Here is a 23554-nt window from a genome sequence, read left to right on the forward strand (position 1 = left end):
TCTGAGAGAAGCAACGAAATCTGGTATCGTTGTCCCTCGGTCAGCTGCCGATAACTCATGTTGGAACTCACTTTTTTTGGTCGAAAAGTAAGACTACCACATGTCGGTAGCTGACCTCCCTTCGACCGATCCCATTACATGAGTGTTGCGGTTATTATCTGAATTCAGGCATTCAATATCCCTTTTGGAGTTAACTAAGAATAGTTATCCTCTTTATTGACTCTATTAATATTATTTCTGTGCGACCTTTCCGGTCGAGATACATCCAATTATCTTTTACTTTTAGAAAGTCACCTGTAAGGTAATATTCGTTCCACTGTGAACAATTTATATAAACTTTAATTTGTTTATTTTGAAGCTCTTCAAACATTCGTGTCACCTTAGCCAGTGGGCTACTTTTAAACCCTTCACTTTCATCCTGATTACTTACTACCCAGTTGTCAATAAGGTTCCGTGCTCTGCCGCATTCAAAGAACAATAAAAAAAGCACGCCGGCGGTCTGCTGGCGTGCTTTTCATTTTCATCGCATTTTCAATCAATTAGCCTGGGCTAATGGTTATTACTTAACACTCTGCAATATTTACAGCGATGGCTAAGCCCCCTTCGGAGGTTTCTTTAAAGCGCTCGTTCATGCTTTGAGCCGTTTCCCACATGGTTTGAATCACTTCGTCTAAAGTAACACGGGCATTCGCTGGGTCGCTTTCTATCGCAATATTGGCTGCGGTAATCGCTTTAATAGCCCCCATCGAGTTGCGCTCAATACAAGGAATTTGCACCAAGCCACCAACCGGGTCACAGGTCAGGCCTAAGTGGTGTTCCATGGCTATTTCTGCGGCCATTAATACTTGGCCTGTCGAGCCGCCCATAATTTCAGTTAAGCCTGCAGCAGCCATGGCAGAGGACACGCCGGTTTCTGCTTGGCACCCTCCCATAGCCGCCGAGATGGTGGCATTCTTTTTAAACAAGGTGCCAATTTCGCCCGCAACCAGCAAAAAACGAATAATGTTTTCGTCGCCGGTAAATTCCGTAAAGGTTTGCGAATACATGAGCACCGCAGGAATAATGCCACTTGCACCATTGGTAGGCGCTGTAATAATGCGACCGAAGCTGGCATTTTCTTCGTTCACCGCAAGGGCAAAGCAGGAAATCCACTTATTTATGTTGTCAAAGCTAGCTTCTGTTTCTACCACAGCATTAAACCAGTCGTGCCGGTTGTCGAAGGTTCTTCCACCCAGTAACTTTCTACTTAAAGCTGCCGCTCGGCGTACCACGCGCAGTCCGCCGGGTAACTCGCCCTCTTGTGAAACTCCTTTATAAATACAGTCCTTAATATTGTCCCAAATGCGCAAGGCATGGGCTTGCGTTTCTGCTTTACTCCGCCAAGCTTCTTCATTGATATAAATCAGCTCTGAAAAGGACACATTTAGCTCTTCACAATAGCGTTCAACGTCTTCTGCTAAATGGCACGGGTATTTTGTGCGGGTGGCCACTTCATCCACCGAGGTGGCTTCTTGGGTGGTCACAAAGCCACCCCCTATGGAGTAGTAGTCTTGCTCTAACTCAGTACCATCTTTAAACACAGCCTTGAAAATCATACCATTCGGATGAAAGTCGAGGTTTTTCTTCATATTCAGCACGAGGTGATGCCCATACACAAAAGGCACTTCCACCTCCCCGCCTAAGCGAAGGATTTCGCTGTTTTTAATCGCCTCAACCTTATTGGTAATTTGCGTTGTATCAATCACCTCGAAGTCTTCACCGGAAAGCCCAAGCATGCCCGCTATATCCGTGCCGTGGCCTATACCTGTTTTTGCAAGTGAACCAAAAAACTCAACATACACCTCAGCCACATCAGACAAACTACGCTCTGCACGGATACGGTCTAAAAAAAGCTCGGCCGCTTTCCACGGGCCCATTGTATGTGAACTCGAAGGCCCTATGCCTACTTTTATAATTTCAAAAACGCTTATCGATCGTTTGGTCATGTTAACTTCAACCACCTTCATCAAAAGTGTATGTATTCTTGTATGCTACTTGTGTGTTTCATTCTTTTTCACAGGCAGGGCTTCAAGGACTTTTATTATTTCGGCATTATTATTTAGTTTTGCCAAGTCTAAAAGATAGCTTTTCTCTAAGTCTAATAAAGGCTCGGAGCCAAGCAACCGAACAACAGAGTCAAGGTCACCAAGTGCTATGGACGTTTTCAATGCTGAAAACCTCCCTATGCCATGCTCTTTTGGACGTGTCATACCTCCTCCTATACACTAGCCCTACCCAGTTCGTACGCCACATTATGCTCTATGATGCACAATTCAAATTCTGAGCGACTTTAAATCATGATTATTATTAACAATACTATCAGCCTTCACGACAACGAGATAGAAATTAGCGCTATCCGGGCACAAGGTGCTGGTGGGCAAAACGTCAATAAGGTGTCTTCTGCAATACACCTGCGCTTTGATATTCCAGCCTCAAGTTTAAACGATGAGCTCAAGCAGCGGCTGCTTGCCAGCAACGACAAACGCATAACGAAAGAGGGCGTGCTGGTTATAAAAGCACAAAGCCTCCGCACCCAAGAACAAAACAGGCTCGATGCAATTGAGCGCTTACAGCAGTTTATTATTGAGGCAACTCGCGTGAACAGACCGCGCACACCTACTAAACCTAGCAGAAGTGCGCGACGAAAGCGGACGGACCAGAAAACACAACGAGGAAAAACAAAGGCTTTACGGCGCAAGGTTGATATTTAATTTATTGACACCAAAATTCTGCAGCTTTTTCAACATGGGCAATATCTTCTTCAATATCAAGTGACTTCCTTGCTCTTTTTAAGGCTAAGCCAGCATGGTACTCTGCTGACTTGCTAATATCTTCATCTCCAAGTGAGGCCAAAGAACACAACGCCTTCTGTAGCCGAACAGCCACCTCAACAACACCAGCTCCGTCACGAGCTATCACGGTAAATGCATCATCAAACATGTCTGGTACAGAAAGGCTGGGTACCGCAACTCGGTCGTATAATACTTTTTTGTGGCAGTTGTCCGGTGCAGGCTCATTCCACTGTGAAATTAAACGTATCAAGGTGCCTATTATTTTAATGGCTGTGCCCGGGTCGTTAATGCCTGGTGAAAGCGCTCGTCCGGCAATTTCTGATAGCACAACGAGACCAAATCTTGGATCATCGTCAAAGAGTCTGTCATCGCCAATTTGGAACGCTTTGGTTAATCGAGATAGGTCTTTGTCAGCAATATCCTGAGAGGCTTGTCTCACATAAGCTAATACTTGGTTCGGTGCTGTAAAGGTGCCAGGCAAAGCCACCACTTCAACTATCACGTCGAACTCTTCTGCCCACGCTTGCAAAGCAACCATATCGATATGCTGTACATAGCCTATTCGAGAACAATGCACCTCTTTACCAGGTTGTGCTTCTTCTGTTATAGGAATACCGCCCAACAAAGGGGCATTACGGCGGCGGAGTAGTGACGCAAGAGCGGCATTATCAACCTTTTCAATAGTAGAGCCAACACGCCCTAACCGGGCAATACTGTCGACCCAGCGCACAAAGGTCACAATGACCATAGCAAAAACAACGACCGTCAGCACAAACAGTACAAACAAACTAGCTTTGCCATAGAAGGCGTTTTTAACGGCCGTAATTGCAACCACACTGAAAATAAATGAACCTACAAACGTAGATAGCGCGTTTTTAGAAACATCATCGGCGAGTACGAGTGAAAAAGCACGGGGAGTCGCTGTGTTACTGGTAGAAGAGTATGCCGATATCATTGAACCCACAGAAAAAGTTGCTATCACTAGCATGCTAGCAGACATAATAGACAGTAATGCTTGCACAGACTCTATAGATAATTCTGGGAAATATGAGCCTAACGGGGTTCCATCTGCTAACTTGGCTGAAAGCACAGCACTTACTGACAATAGACAAACAACTAAAGGCCTGACCCATAGTCGCTCTTTCAAGCGATTAAACAAAAAGCGGAGCCGTTCAAATGAAATCAATGTTGCCATCATCAACGTCCTTGATTGAAGTTCGTATCAACTAGGTTTAACAACAAATCTGTTTATGGGCGAGCTTTTTGCTGCACTCCTTGTAAGAAGTTGCGCAATATTTGATCCTTGCACTCGCGATAATTTTTATGCCCAGGCTTACGGAAAAATGCACTCAGCTCATGGCTACTTATTCTGAAGTCAACCAAACCAAAGATATCTAGCATCTCATTTGCTTTTAGGTTTAAAGCAATACGCAACTTTTGAAGCACCATGTTGTGCGTTAAGCGTTCTTCTGGCTGTGGCTGGGTGCCTTCTCGCTTACCACGCTTAAAGTTGATAAGGCCATTTAAAAATATCGCAAGCTCTTTATCTGTTAACGTTACAAATCCTTTGTCTTCGTCTTTCCGCAACCAGTCTACAACTTGCTCTTGGCTTACTGCTACGTCTGCTGCAGCAAAGATTTCAACCATGGTGCCATCTTTAAAGTCAAAGGCGTACCGCAGTCGGCGTAAAATATCATTATTAGTCAATGCACTGTCTCTCTTTATGAAGTGAACCCAGCCATTAACAAAACTACCGGGTGGGCTATTCTAACACAGCACAGTTAAATGAGTTGCGACCATACCAAGAGCAATAGGGCAAATACCACGCCACTGATCAGAATATGCATTGCGAGGCTTTTCGAGCCTGCAGTCAGCACTTGGTGCACATAACCAAAGAAAAACAGTAAACCGCCCGCTACAGCAAAGTCTAAAACGCCCCAGTTCACTTCCTGGGTAAAAAACATCGCCGTAAAGGGAGTAAGCAACACAATACATGTAATAGCAAGTACCGTATAAGTGCTGCGTTTTGATATGGTGAGCTTTTCAATATTCATTTGGCTTACCTTGTTTTGTTGTCCTGTCCCACGCCGTGGTGGTATACCAAGCGGCCACCGAACCAGCCTCCAACCAATAAGCACAAAAATCCGACGCCACTTATTAACAATAGCACAGGCTCGGGGGCTCGAACCTGAAATTGTTCAATACCTAACAGCAAACGTAATGTAAAGAGCACCAGGGCGAGTGCCATTAGCCCCATGTGCCAATAGGCATCGCGCAGTGCCGCACCTTCCGGTACCCGCATGAACTCTATGAAACCTGCAAGCATGGCCACTACGCCCGTTCCACACCCTACAAGTAATAAGGGGTTGGACCAACGCCAAGAAAGCTCACCAAAGAACAGGTTGGCAATATCGGTTAAGACCGCCAGTGACCAGCACGATACAGGAAAGTGCACAAGCACTGGATGGAGTGGATGGCGCATGTTCTTAGAGCACCAAACTCAACAAAGTGAAGAAGCCAGCGACAGCGACCGCTGCATGAAGAAACACTAAGAATTTCGGAGGCAGCTTCTTTTTTAAATGAAAAGAAGCCAATAAGAAGCCTCCTAGGGCAGCTAACAACAAGAGCACAAAGCCTACCAATACTTGGCGGGGGGCAGAGCCCTGCACCAGCATGATAACAAGCAATACCAAGCCTGTTGCTCCAAGCAGCGCGTGCACTACCGACAGTACCCAAGGAGCTAGTTTGTCACGTAACACACTGGCCGCTAATATTAAGCCGCCTAGGGCAGCGACACCGAACACAATCAATATATAGTGAATCATTGGTCTTCTCCCAGTTTCATTGAGCTAACACTTGCTAATTCGTACACTCACTTATTTCTGATGTTTATCTTGCCGCACCCTTTTTAGAACCGCTCCAACGATACGATGGCAACGCTCGCCTGCAAACCCAAACGCATCACTCCAATGACTATCAAACTCGCGGGCTAAAGCTGCACGAAGTAAGTTCTTTGCTCGAAAATAACGTGTCCGCACTGTCGCTTCTGGTATGCCTAAACAGTCGGATGTTTCAGTTACAGACAAGTCTTCTAGCGCACGCAACACGAACACGCTGCGAAAGTCATCCGGCAACTTATCAATATTTTCTTCAATGAGCCGACGCATTTGTGCCGCATGAGCTGCTTGCTCAGGGGTCTCAGTAGGCGTTGTATACATAGCAAAGGTCTCCTGCATGTCGGCAGGTTCGGCAGTATGAATGGCTTCTAGATGAGATTCGGTTGCAATTCTTGTACGGCGCTGTTGTTTCCGCAGGCGCATATAGGCCTCGTTCACAACAATTCGCGTAAGCCAAGTTGCCAGCTGTGCCTCTGCACGAAAGCTCGATAGAGCCCCGTAGGCTTTTATATAAGCATCCTGCACGGCTTCTTCTGCTTCTTGTTCACTTTGTAGAATACTCCGAGCTGTACGGTACAGCCTTTGGTTGTAGCAGCGCATTAAAAATTCAAAAGCCATAAGGTCTTCAGCAAGAATACAATGTGCCAGCTGCATGTCTGACAATCGCCCGTATTCAGACACGCCGGCTATGCGCTTGGTGGTAATCGACTGGTTCGCCATACACTTGCTCCCTTGCTGCTTTAACCTCATAGATGCCACCAGGAAGAAACTTGTTCCCGACGGGTGCAATATAGCTACTGTTAAATCTAGTATGGCAAGGAACCTAGGCTCTGCAATGAGGAGGGGGGCTCGCTTAACAAAGTCTCACGCTTGTAGCCCACCACCAGGCGGCAGTGGGCTCAAGCTCATGAGTTCGAACGCCTATTAGCGCATGGTGACAAACTCTTCTGCGCTGGTTGGGTGCAAGGCAACGGTTTCGTCAAATTGCGCCTTGGTGGCTCCCATTTTTATGGCTACGGCAAAACCTTGCAGTATTTCATCCATGCCTTCGCCAATACCGTGCATGCCTACAACTTTCTCGTCGCTGCCGGCACAAACCAGTTTGAACGTGCTGAGTGCCCGGTGCGGTGTGACGGCGTTATACATGGCCGCGAAGCTTGAGTTATACACTTTCACTTCTGCTTCACCATACTTTTCAATCGCTTCTTGCTCTGTAAGACCTACAGTACCAATGGGCGGGTGACTAAAAACGATGGTTGGAATTAAGCTGTAATCCATATGCGCGTCGGGTAGGTCTTTATTAAATAAGCGCTCGGCTAATTGGCGACCTGCTTTTATGGCCACAGGTGTTAACTCTGCTTCACCCGTAATATCACCCACAGCATAAATACCCTTCACGTTAGTGTTTTGGTATTTGTCCGTGCGAATATAGCCCCACTCGTCAGCCTCTACGCCAGCTGCTTCCAAGTTAATCGCGTCAGTGGCAGGCTCCCGACCAATTGCCCACACCAAGCAGTCAACGTCTGTAATCACTTCATTGCTCACCGTATGCACGTGCAATGTACCGTCGGCTTGCTTTTCAACTTTTGCCACCTCCGACTGGGTATGTAAAGTGACGGTCGCGTCTTGCTTCATACGCTCGAGCAACTGATCAATAATCGCTGGCTCAAAAGAGCGGAGGGGACGATCGCGGCGCACCAATAGGTGCGAGTCGGTACCCAGTGCACCTAACACTTGTGCTAATTCCACCGCAATATAGCCAGCACCAACTACCACAGCTTTTTTAGGCTGTTCTGTGAGGGCAAAAAAACCATCCGAGTCAATACCATATTCCGCTCCTGGGACATTCGGTATCGTCGGACGCCCACCCACTGCAATGGTAATGTGGTCCGCTGTAATCTGCTCACCATTAACTTCTACTGTGTTAGGCCCCACAAACTTGGCGAAGCCCTCAATAAACTCCACTTGGTTACTTTCAAAGCCTCTGTGGTAACCACCATGAATACGTTCAATGTAAGCTTCACGACTTTGCACTAAACGGCCCCAGTCAAAAGGTTTTTGCTCTACATTAAAACCATAGGCTTCGGAATATTTAATAGCTTCTGCTATGTGAGCACCAAACCACATGACTTTTTTTGGTACGCAGCCTACGTTTACACAGGTACCGCCCACGACCTTTGCTTCAATCACTGCGGCTTTTGCCCCACGCATGGCTGCACGGTTTGCTGAAGCAATACCGCCGCTTCCTGCACCAATACTCAAATAATCAAAATGTCTTTGTGTCATATTCTCTCTCATATAATCAGATACTATGCAGCTATGATCGCATTCAAAGGCTAGCGCTGCAAACCTAGTTTTATTACCCTCTTTACTTAGTTCTCACCATAATTTCGTTGCTATTTTTTTAACATGTACTTAACCTCAGTTATAGCTCTGCAGGATTTAACGAAAGGAACCTTGAGGGTGCTTTATTTCCGTCCATACTCGGCTTTACTTTTTTTTGCCTGTTGCGCTTGGCAGCCAACGGTGACTGCCAGCGAACCTGATCCAGAACAAAAGAAAGAGTGGATCGACAGCCTCCAAGGTGGCGTTGAAAGCACCGTCGACAACACGGCTCGCTGGTTCGACCGGTTTTTCGGCGACGGCACCACTAGCAACGAGGATTACGACGCCCAAGGCCGGCTCACCATAACCCCTAAATGGAGCGGCTATGAAGGCTGGAAGGTCGACTCGAGCTTCCGTGCTCAATTTCGCCTACCACAAGCCAAACAACGTTTTTCTGCCATTATAGGTCGCGGTAATTTTGACGACATTGTGAATGACCGCCAAACAAGTTACCGAGGCTCAGTGATAGACCCTGGTGCCCATGACGAAGAATGGATTATTGGCTTAGGCTTTAATCCAAACTATGGCGAAACCGACCGGCTTTATTTTAGCGCCGGTATTCGTGGCGGCCTAAAGGCCGACCTCTATACGCAAGCTAGACACTTGTGGCAGCGGCGGGTTTCCAATTTTTCTCAACTCCGGCTACGAACCAGTTTATTTTGGCGAGACAGTGACGGCTTCGGTATCAATGAGCGAGTCGACTGGGAAGCCAGCATGCGACAAACTTGGTTAGCCCGCACCAGCCTCGACTTAACCTATGCTGAGCGTACCGAAGGCGTGCGCTGGCACCATAGAACCGCTATTTACCACTTATATGCCAAAGAAAAGGCCATCGCCAGTGAGGTGTATATATTTGGTGAAACCGAACATGATGTTGCAATTCACGATGTCGGCATTCGTTTTATTCACCGTCAAGAATGGCTTCGTGACTGGTTATTCTTAGAGCTTTGGGGTGGCTTCCACTGGCCCCGTGAGGAGCTTCACGAGGCCCGGGAACCTAGCTGGATGTTTGGCGTAGAGTTTGCCATGTGGTACGGAGACTAACCTGCTAGTTTTTAAAGTCGTCTAAGCTCACTTCTTCGTTCAGGTCTATGTCAACCTTTGCTCTGTCTTGCAGCAACTTAATGGTGCCATCTATACCGCGCTGACGTAACGACGCCTGCATTTCTGACTGCTGCGCATTCAGCATACTGATGCCTTCAGCTACTAAGTCAAAGGCTAACCAAGGTGAAGTAGGTGTGCGACGCTGTAAGTGGAAGTCCAGTCGCACAGGTGGGCGTCCGCCTGCTTCTATGAGTTGTGCACGCACCACTACTCGGCGTTCATTTTGGTAAGGCTCTTCACGGCCAAACTCAAGTGTATGCTTCGCCTCGTCGTATTGAGTGAAAACCCGCGCATACGTCGTTACCAGGTAGTCACGAAACGCTTGCACAAATTGCTCTTTTTGTGTGTCATTCAAACGTTGCCAATTACGCCCCAATACCATACGCGCTGCAAACTGGTAGTCCGAATGCGGTAGCAGCTCTTCTTCCATAATGGTACGCAAGTAGTTTGGGTTAGCTTCAATTTGGGCGCGCTCATTGCCAATGCGTGCCACCATGGTGTCTGCTATTTCTTCCAGCATCACGTAAGGGTTCTGAACCTCTTGTGCCTGCACATGTAAGGTAAAAAGGCTGATAAGTGCAACAAAAAACACCGTCAATCGTCGTGTGAATTTCATTATTCATAGTCTCCGTAAAAAAACGCCCTATAGAGTTGCTCTATAGGGCATTTTGGTTGAGTTCCGCACGGGCGTCTAGTGCATAAATTCGATTGTATCGTTCGATTTAACCAGATAATGTGAAGAATATACCCGCAATAGACGCACTCATAAAGTTAGCCAATGTCGCTGCCAGTAAGGCCTTCACGCCCAACTGTGCAATGTCCTTGCGTCGGTTTGGCGCCATGCCACCTAGGCCGCCAAGCAGTATGGCTATTGACGAAATATTTGCAAAACCACACAACATGAAGGTCACAATAACTTGTGAACGTGGGTCCATGCCGTCTTTGTAGTTAACGAAGTCCAGGTAGGCTACAAACTCATTAATGGCCAACTTTTGGCCAATAAAGCTACCCGCTAGGCCTGCATCTTCCCATGGCACTCCAAGCAGCCAAGCAAACGGTTTAAACACTACACCGAAAATGGCTTGTAAGGTTAAGGTGTCGTAGCCAACAAAGCCGCCCGCCCAGCCTAGAATTCCATTCACAAGGGCTATTAACGCAACAAAAGCCAATAACATAGCTCCCACGTTTAGGGCTAACTCCAAACCACTCGAAGCACCCGAGGCTGCTGCGTCAATAACGTTCGCGCGCCGCTCTGGTTGTGGCATTTGACCTAAATCGGTTACAGGCTTTTCTACTTCTGGCATGAGTATTTTGGCCATCAGCAAGGCACCGGGTGCCGCCATAAAACAAGCGGCTAGAAGGTACTTTAGCTCTACCCCAATACCCGCATAGCCTGCCAGCACGGAGCCCGATACAGAACTCAGGCCGCCCACCATCACTGCAAACAACTCGGAACGCGTCATGGTCGGTATAAAGGGGCGAACAATTAATGGTGCTTCTGTTTGTCCTACAAAGATATTCGCCGCAGCTGACATAGACTCAGGCTTGCTTGTGCCGAGCAGTTTCTGGAGGCCACCACCAATAATTTTAATAACCCAAGACATCACGCCAATGTGATACAGCACAGCAATAAGTGACGAGAAGAATATAATGACGCCAAGCACATGAATGGCAAAAATAAAGCCTTGCGAATAAGCGCCAATTTCTCCGAATAAGAACTCAAAACCGGCATTTGCGTACCCTATGACAGACGCCACACCATTCGACATATTTGCTAATACGTCTTGTCCAAACGGTAAGTACAAAACAAAGGCAGCCAACCCGACCTGTAAGGCAAAAGCACCACCTACGGTACGCCAGTTTATTTTCGAGCGATTGCTGGAAAACCCGTACGCAACGCCTAGTAAAAACAACATACCTAAGAGGCCAATCATAAAAAGTATCCTACTGTTTAGTTAAAGTTCTTATTCGGCAAGCAATTGGCGAATTTTAGTTTTAATAATATCGATGGCAATTTCATTTTGTCCACCGCGCGTAACCACAAGGTCGGCATAGTTTTTGGAAGGCGAGATAAAGTTAAAGAACGCTGGGCGCACGTAGTTTTCGTATTGCTCTGTAATAGAGGTCAAGCTACGGCCACGCTCTTCAATGTCACGGTTAATTCGACGCAATAGGCAAATATCCAAGGGGGTGTCCATGAATACCGAAATATCAAACTGCTCTCGAAGTGCCGGGTCGTTCAACAGCAAAATACCTTCTACTAAAATAACCCGGGCTGGAGTTACTTCAATTGTTTCTTCAACCCGTGTGTGTTCACGGTAGCTGTATTGCGGCATGTGAACGGTTTCACCTGCACGCAGCTTTTTTAAGTGTTCTACTAATAATTCATGTTCAAACGCACTTGGGTGGTCGTAGTTTGTCAACACGCGCTGATCAATGGCTAAATGACTCTGATCGCGATAGTACGCGTCCTCCGACAAGACCGAAATACGCTCACCACCCAACTCGGCTACCAACTCTTGGTATACTGTTGAAGCAAAAAGACTTTTTCCAGACGCCGACGGTCCGGCAATAGCAATTACGGTTGTGTTTCCCACGAAGAACCCTTCTAGCACAGAATGAATACAGTAGAATAGCGCTGCATTATCGCTAATTTTACGAAATATATAAACAGTTAAAAGCGCATTGGCGAGGAAAGCAGCATAAACACGGCATAAAACGGAGCTTGCCATTCAAATTAGGCCGGTGCATTCTTAACGCTAAAGACCTAGCGCCAAAAGGAATCAACGTGGATTTAGCTGTATTACGTGAACAAATTGAGTCTCTCGATAAAGAGCTGCTGCAATGCTTAGCAAAGCGCCGCGCATTAGCCCTCGATGTTGCCAAAGACAAAGCCAGTCGTGGTGGCACGGTCCGTGACACAGGACGTGAAGCGGAACTGCTTATTCGCCTCATGGAAATGGGGCAAGACATGGGCCTAGACCCTGCATATTTAACCCGCCTGTACCAAATTATTATTGAAGACTCTGTGTTAACGCAGCACGCTTGGCTTCAGCAAGGCAACGAACAGGGAACTCTCGCCATTGCACACCTAGGTATGCCTGGCTCCTACTCCCACTTAACGGCTCAAAGTTATGCACACCGCCGTAATTGCACCTTCGAAGGTTATACTTGCGACACCTTCCAAGCGGTTATATCTGCCGTTGAAGACGGTCGTACAACCTTGGGTGTTTTGCCCATAGAGAACACGTCCTCGGGCTCCATTAACGATGTTTATGACTTACTGCGGCATACTCACCTGCATATCATTGGCGAATCGTATTTAGTGGTAGACCACCACTTACTCGTTAAGCCTGGCACTGCCTTAGACGACATCCACGTCATTTATGCTCACCCCCAAGCCCTTACCCAATGCTCTAGCTTTCTGAGCCGACTCAACAACGTCACCCTAGTTCCAGAAGCATCTTCTGCTCATGCTATGCGCCAGGTTGCGGAAGACAACAACCCGCATTCAGCAGCGATAGGTCCTCAAAGTGGCGGTGCCCTATACGAGCTTGTGGCACTTGCTCATAACATGGCGAACCAGGCAGAAAACCATACGCGCTTTATTGTGGTCAGCCGAGACCCTTTAAGGGTCCCTAACCAGCTACCTGCAAAAACCAGTCTGATTATGGCAACACACAATCAGGCAGGTTCACTTGTAGACGCTTTAATGGTGCTACGTTCCCATGGCATAAGCATGACGAAGCTTGAGTCGCGACCCATGCCTGGCAATCCGTGGGAAGAGCTTTTCTATGTGGACGTATTAGTTAATAACCACGCGCCAGAATGGCTCAGTGCAGAAAAAGAGCTGGCCGCTATGACGCGCTTCATTAAAGTATTGGGTTGTTACCCTGACGAGCGAATTAAAGCTACAAACGCGCCTCAACCCCTTGCTGACTCGGTGCAAAACAGCGAGCAAACCAATGCGTTTTAGACTATAGTTTGCAATAATTTACCTCATTTTTGAAAACAAAAAGGCCTTGTTCATGCTTAGCTTTTACCGTGCACTGTTGGCGCTCTGCTTATTCACTATACTGAGCGCATGTAATAGCACCCCCTCAACCGACACGACCCCGCTACCTATAGCCGAACGCTGTGGAGCACCCGCAACTGATATTGCAGCGCTTGGGCAACAAGCCCCAGGCCACTACATTGTCGAAGGTGTGGTCAGCGCTAGCTTCCAAGAGCCAAGCCAGTTAGGTGGTTTTTTTATTCAGTCTCCTGCCCACATGGCCACTTCAGCAACGCCCGCAGCCATGTTCATTCATTACAGCAGTACAGCGTCGCAAGTTCGCGAAGGCGACCGGGTCCGCATTGAAGGCGAGAAAACAGATTACAGCGGGGGTGTTGCCCTGCATAATGTCACTTCGTTCACACGCTGTAGTCGCAACGAAACGGTTAGTACCCAGACATTAGCATTACCCTTTGAATATGTGGCGCAACTTGACGCACTCCTTCACCAACGCGTCCGCCTTGCTCAACCCATGACGGTTGTTGGCCACTATCAACTTGCCCGTTTTGGCACATTAGACCTCGCCACCGAGCGGCTTTGGGTACCCACTCAAATTAGCCTGCCTGGCCCAGGCGCACGCGACTTAGCCAGTGACAACCTTCGCCGAAGAATAGTACTCGACGACGGTTCAGACCAAGAAAACCCTGATCAGGTACCCTACCCAACTCCCGGGCTGCACATTGACAATCCAGTACGCTCTGGCGACACCGTGTACGACATTGAAGGAGTGCTGGTAAAAATAGGCGACGCCTACCATATCCACCCCGTCAGCCAGCCGCGCTTTGAAGCCACAAACCCTCGCCCTGCACAAGTGGAATTACCTCAAACAGGCGATATACGTATTGCAGCATTTAATGTGCTTAATTACTTCAACGGCGACGCAACCAGCGGCGGTTTCCCAACGCCTCGCGGCGCCAAAACCGAAGCGGAATTCGTGCGTCAGCGGGACCGCATTATTCAAGCCTTGGTTGCTATAAACGCAGACGTATATGGACTGATGGAAATGGCCAACAATGGCTACACCAGTGAAAGTGCCGTGGCCGATTTAACGCGTGGCATGCAAGCAGCCGCACCACAGGGCGTGCTTTACGACTACGTGCGTGTGGACAGCGAAAAGGTTGGCGGCGACGTGATCACCCAAGCTATTATTTATCGGGCTGACAAACTCGACGAAATAGGTCAAGCGGCATTTATTGACACTCCCCCGTTTGATATGGGCAGTCGGCCACCTTTAGCGCAAAGCTTTAAAAGCCGGAGCACGGGCGCCGAATTTACGCTTGTCGCTAATCACTTTAAGTCGAAAGGCAGTTGCCCGCGCGACATGCAAAACCCCAACCGGAATCGCAACGACGGTCAGGGCTGCTGGAATCAGTTACGTACTGAGTCAGCTACTGCTTTAGCCAATTGGCTACGTACCTTCCCTACAGGCCGAGCACATCGAAACTATATTGTGCTCGGCGACTTCAATGCCTACGCCATGGAAGATCCATTAATGGAGTTGCGTCGTAACGGGTATAGAAACGTAGCAAATCGACTGCAACCTGAAGGGTATAGCTATGTTTTCCGTGGTGAAATGGGCAGCCTAGACCATATTCTGGTGCATAGCAGTGTGTATGACGCAGTGACAGGCCTCGACTTTTGGCACATTAATGCCGACGAGCCCGTTGCCTTTGAATATGGCTTGTCCCATAAAACCCCAGAACAACAGCAAGATTGGTACGCGCCGACACCGTATCGCAGTTCAGACCATGACCCTGTGATCATCGAAATAAACAGCGCGTTATTGCCTGAATAAGGCCAGTGCGCTAATCGGTATTTCCGATTAGCGCTATTCACATGAACCCCTTGTTCATGCAAATGAACCTGTTAGGATGGTTACATATTCACTTGAAACACAAAGAGGACCATTATGAAACAGCTAAACGTCATTGGATTAGACAAAGCAAGTGCAGAACGTCTTTCAGCAAAGCTAAATAGCCTGCTAGCGAACTACCAAACCTTATATATGAACGTGCGCGGGTTTCACTGGAATATTCGCGGTGAAAGCTTCTTTGAGTTACACGACAAGTTTGAAGAAACCTACAACGACCTACTAACCAAAATTGACGAAATTGCCGAGCGCGTACAAACCTTAGGTCAAACGCCTCTGCATACCTACAGTGCTTATTTAGAGCTGAGCGAAATTAAAGAAGTCGCCAACCTAACCGACGGCCGCCAGTGTGTCACCGAGCTACTGAATGGCTACCAAGTACTTATTCGCATACAGCGTGAACTGCTCGAAGCCGCTGCCGATGCTGGCGACGAAGGTACAGAGGCGCTCATGAGCGACTATATTTCTGAGCAAGAAAAAACCGCGTGGATGCTTACAGCCTACTTAGGTTAATTGTCTCTTCCGTAAAAAAGCCAGGGCTTTGCTCTGGCTTTTTTGTTTCTCGCCCTATTAGTCTGTATAATCCTGCCGAATTTAACCGCACTGAATTTACGTTTCAGGCAGCAGAAAAAGGTACACACATGGCATATATATGCGCAGCTCTGTACAAGTTTATTGAGCTAAATAACTACGAAGAACTTCAACAACCCCTTTACGACGTGATGGTGAAGCACGAAGTCAAAGGCACTTTGCTACTTGCGCGTGAAGGGATCAATGGCACCATTTGCGGTACCCGTGAAGGCATAGACGCTGTGCTCCAGCATTTAAGAAGCGACCCCCGCTTTGCCGACATTGAGCACAAAGAGTCGGACAGCGACACCCAAGCCTTTTACCGCACGAAAGTGAAGCTAAAAAAAGAGATAGTGACACTCGGCGTAGACTGGGTAGACCCGAAAAACAGTGTGGGTACTTATGTTCCAGCAACTGAATGGAACCAGCTTATTCAAGACCCAGACGTACTGCTTATTGACACGCGTAACGACTACGAAGTAGCCGTAGGCACCTTTGAAGGCGCTGTGGACCCGAAAACCGTTTCCTTTCGTGAGTTCCCTGAATATGTTGAACAGCATTTAGATACTAAAAAGCATAAAAAGGTTGCCATGTTCTGTACCGGCGGTATTCGCTGCGAGAAGTCTACAGCTTATTTAAAAGGGCTAGGCTTCGACGACGTATACCATTTAGAAGGCGGAATACTAAAGTACTTAGAAGAAGTGCCTGAAGAAGAAAGCCTATGGCGTGGCGAGTGCTTTGTATTTGATCAGCGCGTGACCGTTAAACACGGACTCGAGCAAGGCACCTACGACCAGTGTTACGCCTGCCGCATGCCTATCACTGAGGAAGAAAAAGCCTCGGAGCATTACCAAAAAGGCGTAAGCTGCCCGCACTGCTACAACAAAACCACAGCCAGCCAAAAAGAGCGCTTTGCCGAGCGTGAGCGTCAAATACAGTTAGCCAAAGCCCGTGGTGAAGAGCATATTCACGACGGTCGCTTAGAAAGCACGCCTAAAGTTTGAACACTTTAGGCGTTTCTGCCTATACTGTGTATCAGAGCGATTAACACTGTAGGGGGTGTTCGCATGAAAATTGATAGTTCAGCAAAACCATTAAGCCTGTTGCAACAAATACAACAGGAACAAACCGATAGCCTGCGTCATTTAGCCTCAGGCAAACGGGTAGAAAGTGCCCATGACGACGCTGCGGCTATGCAAATTATTGAACGGCTCACAGCAGAAAGCCAAGCATACCAGCGCTCGTTGGGTAACGCCTACGACGGTATTTCTATGTTGGGCGTAGCCGAAGGTGGCTTAGCCAATATACAAGACGACGTGAACCGCATTCGCGAGCTCACGGTGCAAGCGGGGAATGGCGCCCTTACCGATGCAGACCGCGAAGCTTTGCAGCAAGAAGCCGCTCAATTAACTGAAAATATATACCAAACCGTTGACCGTACTGAGTTTGCAGGGGTGCCACTTTTAAGTCAGAACGACTCGCGCACCTTTCAATTAGGCAATACGGGGGACACTTCGTTAAGCATTGAGCTACGTGATATGCGCCAGCAAGGCTTAGACAGCCTCAGCACGCTTGATCTCACCGACCCAAACGCAACCAGCAGCCTCATGGACTCGCTCGACTCTATGAATGATATGCTGAACACGCAGCGGGCCGAATATGGAGCTCAGCAGAATGCCTTTGAAGCATCTGCACGTAATCTGACACAAACTGACATTGCAACCCAAGCGTCGCGCTCTCGCATGCAAGACCTCGACTATGCCATGGGCACTGCACGTAATATTCAAAACCAAATATTACAGAACTCTGCTGTTGCTATGTCAGCTCAAGCAAACGCCCAAACAGAACTGGCTCTGTCTATCCTAAGCTAATAGCTCGTCCACCGGGTTTTCTTCATCGGCTGTTGCCTCTTGGGTAACAGCCTCTTGAAGTTTGAACCATACGCGGTTTATCAGTGCTACCACGCGTATCCAGTCGGGTAACTCTTCCCGTAATACCCTGTGCTCTGCACGCTCATTATAGCTGTCTAACAAGCAAGCTATTTCTTCGTCGTATAAGTCGTTCATCACCACAGTCATGGCAAGGTCCATACCTGGATGACTATATCCTGCATATTCCCAGTCAATAATTTTTAAGTCCGGCGTTAAGAATACATGGTCCATAGACAAGTCGTTATGACAAAACACCTGTGGTTGCTGCTCACACTGAGCAAACAAGTCATGGTATGAAGCAATGTCCTCACGCAAGCGTTCTGCTTCTTGCTCGTTGTAATAGGCAAGCGCATGACAATACTGCTCAAGTTGCTGGCGAACACCTATGCGATTGGTTTCCGGGGTTAACTGATGAATGCGCGCTAAGGCTTCAGCAAGCTTTTCTACGCGGGCTGTTTGGCTTTCTAAAGCAATGGCAAGTGGTTGTTCTATATGCTCATAAATAATGACACTATGGTCTTCCGACACAAACACAACGCGAGGCCCTAAGCCCTTCTCGGCAATATACCGCTCTAGGGTAATAACCGCTTTATTACTGCGTGCAAACTCTTCACCATGTTGTAACTGCTTCACCAAGTACTTTTGTGCAGCAGCTCGCATCGCACACGATTTTTTTTCTGTTACTAACCAGGTTCGGTTCGATAAATGAGCACCTATATCTTCAACGGCCCATTTTGCGTCTTCACCTAAGTGTTCTAAACACCACCATGGGAATCCTTGCATGCTCTTTATCGACCTCTAATTAATGGATTGCTTGCGCCACGAAAAATAACCATAGGCTGCCATACCTAAGAACAGCGTATATAGAATAGCAGTTAGGAAATATCCTTTCGTAGCGAAAAGATAAACGTATATGGCGTCAATCACAACCCAATACAGCCAATTTTCTGCTATTTTTCGAGCAACCATCCAGGTGGTCACTAAGCTTGCGACTGTGGTAAGCGTGTCAATAAAGACGGCTTCGGCAGCGGTAAACCTGTGCAATAAAAAGGCTATAGCCACCGTAACAACCAGTATGAAGGATATAGTTAGGCCATGCCAAGCTAGCCTTCGCTGAGTGACAGGCAGGCCTGATGTTGCAGTGCTCCCATAGCGCCATGCCCACAGCCCATAGCCGGCCATACCCATATAAAACAATTGAAGGAGCGACTCCATAAAAAGCCGCCCTTCAAAAAACAACACCATGTAAATACCCGCAGCAAGGGCTGATGCCAGCCAACACCACGGGTTCTGGCGAATGGCTAGCACCACATAAGCGAGTGCTAGCAACACGGCCACTGTTTCTAATGTAAACAATGCCTGCACAATTTACCCCTTCTTAAAAGCGTACGCGTGCAGAAAAACCAATACGGCGTGGCTCTCCGTACTGAACATAGTTTTTAGCGGTGTACTCGTCGCGCGGATCGTTACCGAAGAAGAAACCGCGTGTGGCGTAGTCTTCATCAAACAGATTTCGCACATACAAGCTCAGCTCCCAGTCATTCCACATGTAGTTCAAGCGGGCATGAACTAATTCGTGCGCTGCTGCACGCTCGTCATGACTATTCGAGAAATAGAAGGCGTCTTTTGCATCCACTTCCACGCGCAGGTTAAAAGCAGGCGCAAAATGCCACTCAATGCCGGTATGTACTTGGTAGTTTGGAGCATGTGCTTGCTCTCGTCCTGTCAAGTTTGTGCCATCTTCTAGCTCTAAATTACGGTATTCAGACCCCAACCAGCCTACACTTGCAAACACGCGAAGTTGGTCGCTTGGTATATAGTCAACACTTGCTTCAAGGCCCCAATTACGCCCCGAAGAAGCGTTGTCTAAGTAGGTCACGAACACCGCGTCTTGTTCCACGTAGGCATTCACTTGCATATCGTCACGCCAGCTATAAAACGCCGTCGCTTCAAAGCGTAAGCTGTGGGCCGGCAAGTAGGTGCGATAGCCTAGCTCATACGTGGTTAAGGTTTCTGGTGCAAAGACAGCTTTTGACTCTAAAAAGTCACGGAACTGGTCCAGCTTTTCGTCTTCCATGCGGCCCAATGCTTCACCGTTAACGCCACCCGCTTTAAAGCCGTGAGCCACACTGGTAAAGACAACACCCGTAGTAGGCAATGTGTACTCTACACTCGCACGCCCGCCCCAGGCCCCTTTGTTAGGCTTGGCCGTAATAGTCCGGCTGTCTACATAGTCGTTTTTATATTGTTCATAGCGTAGCCCAGCCGTTACTTTTAACCGCTCGCTCACCCGTTGCCCAAGCTCACCATAGAAAGCCTGGTTCTTCGTGTCATAACGGCTTGTAAACGGAGCACTTAAGTAAGTGTAGTTACGCGTAAGGTCTTGTTCACGTTGCTGCCAATAAGCACCCACTATCCAGTCGGTTGAATTCCCCAAAAGCATCCAGGGTGTTTTGGACAGAAGTCGGAACTCTGCTTCCCACTGGCTGCGGTCACGCAGGTACTGGTCAAAGGAATTATATTCCCAGCCAGGGCGTATCCCTTCATAAGCCCAGTCTTCGTCAAAGTCATAAATAGAGTCCGCCGTTAAGCCCGACAGACTCATTTCAGCCGTATAATGTGTGGCCCCATGGAAGGTTAATTGAGCGCGGGCTGCGTGGCTGTCTAGGGTGTCCCGTCCAGGCGTGTCCGACAAGGTTGTTCTGTCTCGGTCAAGTGACCAAGCGTCATAGCCGTTATCAATATCAAACCTATGGTAAGTCAGGTCTGCATGCCAATTGTCATTAATATGCCATTCGCCATTCATGCGTATGGTCAATTCATTTTGGCTTTGCGTGTCGTCGCGGCCAAGAAACGTGTTTTTAATAAAACCGTCACTTGCGTATTGGTATAAGCTCACGCGGGCTGCCATGTCATGGCTAAATCGATGGGAAGCTGCAACACCGGCCCCATAGGAATTGTAATTCGCCACAGAAAGCTCAGCCATTCCGTTTCTGTCATCACCCACTGGGGTGCTACCTAAGTAAATAACACCCGCCATGCCGTCAGCACCAAAACGTGTGGTTTGCGGCCCACGAAACACTTCTACTTGGCTTATGTCGAACAACGTGCCCGCCGCGCCTAAGGAACTGTAGTTAATACCATCAATAACCAACCCCACCGAAGGGTTAATTGGGTCCACAAATTGGCTGCGCTCGCCCACACCACGAATTTGGAAGAAACGTCCACGAGAAGCACCAGAGGCTAAGTTAACGTTAGGCGCCATGGCTAAGGCGTGCTCTAGGTGTTCTGCATTACGTTGCTGAATATCTTCTTGTTGCAGCACACTGACACTGGCAGGTACGTCTTCTATCCCTTGTGCGCGAAAATGCCCATGCACGACAATGCGTTCAATTGGCTGGGTCTGTTCTTCTTCTGCTTCAGCAAACGCTGCGACTGGTAGACTTAAAGAAAGGGTTGTTGCAACCAAAATTGCAAGAGGTGTCAATTTATTCATTTGGATCTCTTCTTTTAAAGGTTTAAAAAGATGAGACCCGGTTATTATCCGTCGTATTGGTTCTATGGTTACCAATCCCTACGCCAGTATTAACCGGATCAGGTACAAAGAGTTCGCACAGCTTGTGCATCTCAGCCTTTCGGCACCCCTTTGGTAATGACATCATGTGAATGTCGCGGCGGAGTATATCGAAAACCCGCCACAACCGCTAGTTACGTATTTCCTAGGCTACAAATATGCCAGTGCATCGCCATTTAATTGCTCGGCGGGCAGCCCGTGCTGGTAAAAGTCATCTCGTGCTACCCGGACCATTTCAAAGCGCCCTGCAATGTACACGTCAAAGCCAGCCAAGTTTGGGTGGTCTGTTAACACCGCTTTATGCACATAGCCTTGGTGCCCACGCCAGTTCGCTGGGGTTTGCTCGAGCACTGGGTGGTAATGGAATCGAAAGTCTGTCGCAGCCAGTTCCGTTAAGCTCTCATGCTTGTACAGGTCTGGTAGTGACTTGCCGCCCCAATATAAATGTAATTCACGCTGCGAGTTCGACTCTAAATGCGCCAACACAATCGACCAAGCGTAAGAAAAGCCCGTACCACCGGCCACCAAAATAAGTGGTCGCTCACTTTCTTTCAGCCCAGCGTCGCCAGCGGGCACGCTAATGTCTATCTGCGAGTTATTTTGCAGTAACTGCATCACTTCCCAAGCATATGGGTTTTCAGGTGTTGCCCCAATATGCAATTCAATCATGTGCCCCTGAGACGGCGATGAAGCGATGGAGAAAGCACGCAAGTCGTCCTCCCCCATGACCACCATAATATACTGGCCAGCCGTGAAGGTTACCGGCTGCTCAGGCGTAAGTTGCACCTTATATACATAAGGGGTTAAGGGCTCTATTAAGCTCACTTGGCACGTCAGCGTTGCCTTATTCATTCAATATTCCTAATTCATTCCAAATTTCGTCAACACGCGTTTTTACGTGCTCACTCATTACAATGGGTACGCCCCATTCACGGTCAGTTTCCCCGGGCCACTTGTTCGTTGCATCCATTCCCATTTTCGAACCTAAACCCGAAACAGGAGAAGCAAAGTCTAGGTAGTCAATCGGCGTATTTTCAACGAAGGTAGTGTCACGGGCTGGGTCCATACGGGTTGTCATGGCCCATATGACGTCTTCCCAACTGCGGGCGTTTACATCGTCGTCACAGACAATAATAAACTTGGTGTACATAAACTGCCGCAGGAAAGACCAAACCCCCATCATCACTCGCTTAGCATGCCCTGGATAGCTCTTCTTCATGGTGACAACCGCCATGCGGTACGAACAGCCCTCAGGCGGCAAGTAAAAGTCGACTATTTCTGGAAACTGCTTTTGCAAAATAGGCACAAATACTTCGTTCAGCGCCACCCCAAGAATAGCAGGCTCGTCTGGCGGACGCCCTGTATAGGTGCTGTGATAAATAGGATCTTTCCTGTGGGTTATTTTTGTCACGGTAAACACTGGGAAAGTGTCTACTTCGTTGTAGTACCCCGTGTGGTCCCCATAGGGCCCTTCTTCCGCTGTTTCCTCCGGGTCTAAATAGCCTTCAAGTACAAACTCCGCATGGGCAGGAACTTGCAAGTCATTTGAAAGGCATTTCACGACTTCGGTTTTACTGTCGCGCAATAAACCAGCAAAGGCATATTCCGACAAAGTGTCTGGCACGGGGGTCACAGCCCCAAGAATGGTGGCTGGATCTGCTCCAAGGGCCACCGACACAGGAAACTTCTCGCCGGGGTTTTGCTTACAAAACTCGCGGAAGTCCAACGCCCCGCCTCGATGGCTTAGCCAGCGCATAATGAGTTTGTTTTTACCCAGTAGCTGCTGCCGGTAAATTCCAAGATTTTGGCGCTTTTTTAAAGGTCCACGAGTAATGGTTAAACCCCAAGTCACTAAGGGAGCCACATCACCCGGCCAGCAGGTTTGAATAGGTATTTTCGTTAAATCTACATCGTCGCCTTCAATCACCACTTCTTGGCAAGGCGCCTTCTTTAGTACCTTCGGCGACATGCTCAACACTTTTTTCAATAAGGGAAGTTTGCTAAAAGCGTCTTTCATACCGCTGGGGGGCTCGGGCTCTTTTAAGTAAGCTAATAGTTCACCAACACCCCGTAAAGCCGCCACATCGGTTTGCCCCATGCCCAGCGCAACCCTTTCTGGGGTGCCAAACAGGTTGGCTAACACAGGTGTAGCATGCCCTTTAGGATTTTCGAACAGCAATGCAGGGCCGCCCGCCTTTAAGGTGCGGTCGGCTATTTCTGTCATTTCTAAGTAAGGGTCTATTTCATGCTGAATGCGCTTTAACTCACCACGCTCTTCAAGCAAGTGAATAAAATCGCGTAAATCTCGGTACTTCATAAAAAAATGCCACCGCTAATA

The 23554-nt window shown here is 48.1% G+C and carries 24 protein-coding genes and 1 riboswitch; of the genes, 7 read left to right on the forward strand and 17 right to left on the reverse strand.

The genetic code is table 11. The features are described from left to right. Positions 1–563: 563 nt before the first annotated feature. Entirely contained in the window at positions 564–1985 is a 1422-nt protein-coding gene (locus tag CWE15_RS08395) for an L-serine ammonia-lyase (RefSeq protein WP_126757645.1), read from the reverse strand. A 45-nt stretch (positions 1986–2030) separates the two neighbouring features. Continuing rightward, positions 2031–2249, reverse strand: coding sequence for a hypothetical protein (locus CWE15_RS08400; protein ID WP_126757646.1), 219 nt, complete (start codon positions 2247–2249; stop codon positions 2031–2033). Positions 2250–2336: 87 nt separating this feature from the next. On the opposite strand from CWE15_RS08400, the gene arfB reads away from it, so the two are divergent. Beyond that, a complete protein-coding gene (arfB, locus tag CWE15_RS08405; protein WP_126757647.1) occupies positions 2337–2750 on the forward strand; it encodes an alternative ribosome rescue aminoacyl-tRNA hydrolase ArfB in 414 nt (137 codons plus the stop codon). A 1-nt stretch (position 2751) separates the two neighbouring features. On the opposite strand, the gene CWE15_RS08410 is transcribed toward arfB, so the two are convergent. The 7 genes from CWE15_RS08410 to gorA form a co-directional block, all read right to left on the reverse strand. After that, complete coding sequence (locus CWE15_RS08410) at positions 2752–4029, reverse strand: DUF2254 domain-containing protein (protein ID WP_126757648.1); 1278 nt, start codon at positions 4027–4029, stop codon at positions 2752–2754. 50 nt (positions 4030–4079) lie between these two features. Next, positions 4080–4538 (reverse strand): YehS family protein, encoded by a 459-nt coding sequence (locus tag CWE15_RS08415; RefSeq protein ID WP_126757649.1) that lies wholly within the window; start codon positions 4536–4538, stop codon positions 4080–4082. 74 nt (positions 4539–4612) lie between these two features. Continuing rightward, positions 4613–4885, reverse strand: coding sequence for a hypothetical protein (locus CWE15_RS08420; RefSeq protein ID WP_126757650.1), 273 nt, complete (start codon positions 4883–4885; stop codon positions 4613–4615). 5 nt (positions 4886–4890) lie between these two features. Next, on the reverse strand, positions 4891–5313 hold the full coding sequence (locus CWE15_RS08425) for a DUF2231 domain-containing protein (RefSeq protein WP_126757651.1): 423 nt from the start codon (positions 5311–5313) through the stop codon (positions 4891–4893). A gap of 4 nt (positions 5314–5317) precedes the next feature. After that, positions 5318–5656, reverse strand: coding sequence for a hypothetical protein (locus CWE15_RS08430; protein WP_126757652.1), 339 nt, complete (start codon positions 5654–5656; stop codon positions 5318–5320). A 51-nt stretch (positions 5657–5707) separates the two neighbouring features. After that, the gene (locus CWE15_RS08435; protein WP_126757653.1) at positions 5708–6448 is read right to left on the reverse strand and encodes an RNA polymerase sigma factor; all 741 of its coding nucleotides are present in this window, start codon (positions 6446–6448) and stop codon (positions 5708–5710) included. A gap of 204 nt (positions 6449–6652) precedes the next feature. Next, on the reverse strand, positions 6653–8014 hold the full coding sequence (gorA, locus tag CWE15_RS08440) for a glutathione-disulfide reductase (protein ID WP_126757654.1): 1362 nt from the start codon (positions 8012–8014) through the stop codon (positions 6653–6655). Between the two features lie 177 nt (positions 8015–8191). Here gorA and CWE15_RS08445 point away from each other — a divergent pair, with 177 nt between their 5' ends. Continuing rightward, the gene (locus CWE15_RS08445) at positions 8192–9157 is read left to right on the forward strand and encodes a hypothetical protein (protein WP_126757655.1); all 966 of its coding nucleotides are present in this window, start codon (positions 8192–8194) and stop codon (positions 9155–9157) included. A 4-nt stretch (positions 9158–9161) separates the two neighbouring features. Here CWE15_RS08445 and CWE15_RS08450 read toward each other — a convergent pair whose 3' ends face one another. The 3 genes from CWE15_RS08450 to udk all read right to left on the reverse strand — a co-directional run bounded on the left by CWE15_RS08450 (position 9162) and on the right by udk (position 11814). Then, complete coding sequence (locus tag CWE15_RS08450) at positions 9162–9833, reverse strand: MlaC/ttg2D family ABC transporter substrate-binding protein (protein WP_126757656.1); 672 nt, start codon at positions 9831–9833, stop codon at positions 9162–9164. A 106-nt stretch (positions 9834–9939) separates the two neighbouring features. Further along, complete coding sequence (locus tag CWE15_RS08455) at positions 9940–11151, reverse strand: NupC/NupG family nucleoside CNT transporter (RefSeq protein ID WP_126757657.1); 1212 nt, start codon at positions 11149–11151, stop codon at positions 9940–9942. Between the two features lie 30 nt (positions 11152–11181). Beyond that, complete coding sequence (gene udk / locus CWE15_RS08460) at positions 11182–11814, reverse strand: uridine kinase (RefSeq protein ID WP_126757658.1); 633 nt, start codon at positions 11812–11814, stop codon at positions 11182–11184. 191 nt (positions 11815–12005) lie between these two features. On the opposite strand from udk, the gene CWE15_RS08465 reads away from it, so the two are divergent. The 5 genes from CWE15_RS08465 to CWE15_RS08485 all read left to right on the forward strand — a co-directional run bounded on the left by CWE15_RS08465 (position 12006) and on the right by CWE15_RS08485 (position 17582). Beyond that, complete coding sequence (locus CWE15_RS08465) at positions 12006–13193, forward strand: chorismate mutase (RefSeq protein ID WP_126757659.1); 1188 nt, start codon at positions 12006–12008, stop codon at positions 13191–13193. A gap of 52 nt (positions 13194–13245) precedes the next feature. After that, positions 13246–15066: an ExeM/NucH family extracellular endonuclease gene (locus CWE15_RS08470; protein ID WP_126757660.1), complete on the forward strand. Its 1821-nt coding sequence runs from the start codon at positions 13246–13248 to the stop codon at positions 15064–15066. 114 nt (positions 15067–15180) lie between these two features. Further along, a complete protein-coding gene (locus CWE15_RS08475; protein ID WP_126757661.1) occupies positions 15181–15654 on the forward strand; it encodes a Dps family protein in 474 nt (157 codons plus the stop codon). A gap of 128 nt (positions 15655–15782) precedes the next feature. Beyond that, positions 15783–16715, forward strand: a complete 933-nt coding sequence (gene trhO / locus CWE15_RS08480; RefSeq protein WP_126757662.1) for an oxygen-dependent tRNA uridine(34) hydroxylase TrhO — start codon at positions 15783–15785, stop codon at positions 16713–16715. Positions 16716–16778: 63 nt separating this feature from the next. Continuing rightward, entirely contained in the window at positions 16779–17582 is an 804-nt protein-coding gene (locus CWE15_RS08485; protein WP_126757663.1) for a flagellin, read from the forward strand. Here CWE15_RS08485 and CWE15_RS08490 read toward each other — a convergent pair. The 5 genes from CWE15_RS08490 to ubiD all read right to left on the reverse strand — a co-directional run bounded on the left by CWE15_RS08490 (position 17574) and on the right by ubiD (position 23533). Further along, a complete protein-coding gene (locus CWE15_RS08490) occupies positions 17574–18425 on the reverse strand; it encodes a phosphotransferase (RefSeq protein ID WP_126757664.1) in 852 nt (283 codons plus the stop codon). The two genes, CWE15_RS08485 and CWE15_RS08490, sit on opposite strands and share 9 nt — an antisense overlap. A gap of 15 nt (positions 18426–18440) precedes the next feature. After that, on the reverse strand, positions 18441–19007 hold the full coding sequence (gene pnuC, locus CWE15_RS08495; RefSeq protein WP_157980739.1) for a nicotinamide riboside transporter PnuC: 567 nt from the start codon (positions 19005–19007) through the stop codon (positions 18441–18443). Between the two features lie 13 nt (positions 19008–19020). Continuing rightward, positions 19021–21138, reverse strand: coding sequence for a TonB-dependent receptor (locus CWE15_RS08500; RefSeq protein ID WP_126757666.1), 2118 nt, complete (start codon positions 21136–21138; stop codon positions 19021–19023). 58 nt (positions 21139–21196) lie between these two features. After that, positions 21197–21298: riboswitch (TPP riboswitch) on the reverse strand. A gap of 68 nt (positions 21299–21366) precedes the next feature. Then, positions 21367–22068 (reverse strand): NAD(P)H-flavin reductase, encoded by a 702-nt coding sequence (gene fre, locus CWE15_RS08505; protein ID WP_126757667.1) that lies wholly within the window; start codon positions 22066–22068, stop codon positions 21367–21369. Next, positions 22061–23533, reverse strand: a complete 1473-nt coding sequence (ubiD, locus tag CWE15_RS08510; RefSeq protein ID WP_126757668.1) for a 4-hydroxy-3-polyprenylbenzoate decarboxylase — start codon at positions 23531–23533, stop codon at positions 22061–22063. The genes fre and ubiD overlap by 8 nt, the downstream gene beginning before the upstream one ends. Positions 23534–23554 lie beyond the last annotated feature (21 nt).

The sequence above is a fragment of the Aliidiomarina taiwanensis genome (genome assembly GCF_003987015.1).
Classification (GTDB): Bacteria; Pseudomonadota; Gammaproteobacteria; order Enterobacterales; family Alteromonadaceae; genus Aliidiomarina; species Aliidiomarina taiwanensis.